Here is a 566-nt window from a genome sequence, read left to right on the forward strand (position 1 = left end):
AAACCTTACCGGCCAAAACCGATAGCCTGGCCGACAGTCGGCGGAACATTACCGGCACGGGTCACCAGTCCGGATAATGACACTTACGGTTATATCGATACGCAAGGACGCTATCGGGTCAAATTCAACTTTGACTTAAAAAACTGGAAAAACGGTGAAGAGAGCCTGTGGGTCAGATTAGCCAAACCGTATGCCGGCAATACCTATGGCTTTCACTTTCCGTTAATTGACGGCACAGAAGTGGCGATAGCCTTTACCGACAGCAACCCCGACCGCCCGTATATTGCCCATGCCATGCACGACAGTGCCCATCCTGACCATGTCACCACGATAAACAAACATCGTAATGTGATACGTACTCCGGCCAATAATAAATTGCGCATGGATGACAAACGGGGGCAGGAGCATATCAAACTGGCGACTGAATACGGTAAAACGCAACTTAATCTGGGTCACTTAGTTGACCAAAATAAAACACCACGGGGTGAAGGGTTTGAACTTCGCACGGATGACTGGGGTGCCATTGCAGCTGAAAAAGGCTTATACCTGACCAGCCAAACCGAGCC

General features: G+C 49.6%; 1 protein-coding gene. It reads left to right on the forward strand.

Annotated features, from left to right (window positions below; genetic code table 11):
- Nucleotides 1–566: type VI secretion system Vgr family protein (locus tag J3U42_RS12330; RefSeq protein WP_267336622.1), on the forward strand; the 566-nt coding region annotated here is incomplete at both ends.

This window comes from Gilliamella sp. B2923, from assembly GCF_026536565.1.
Lineage (GTDB): Bacteria > Pseudomonadota > Gammaproteobacteria > Enterobacterales > Orbaceae > Gilliamella.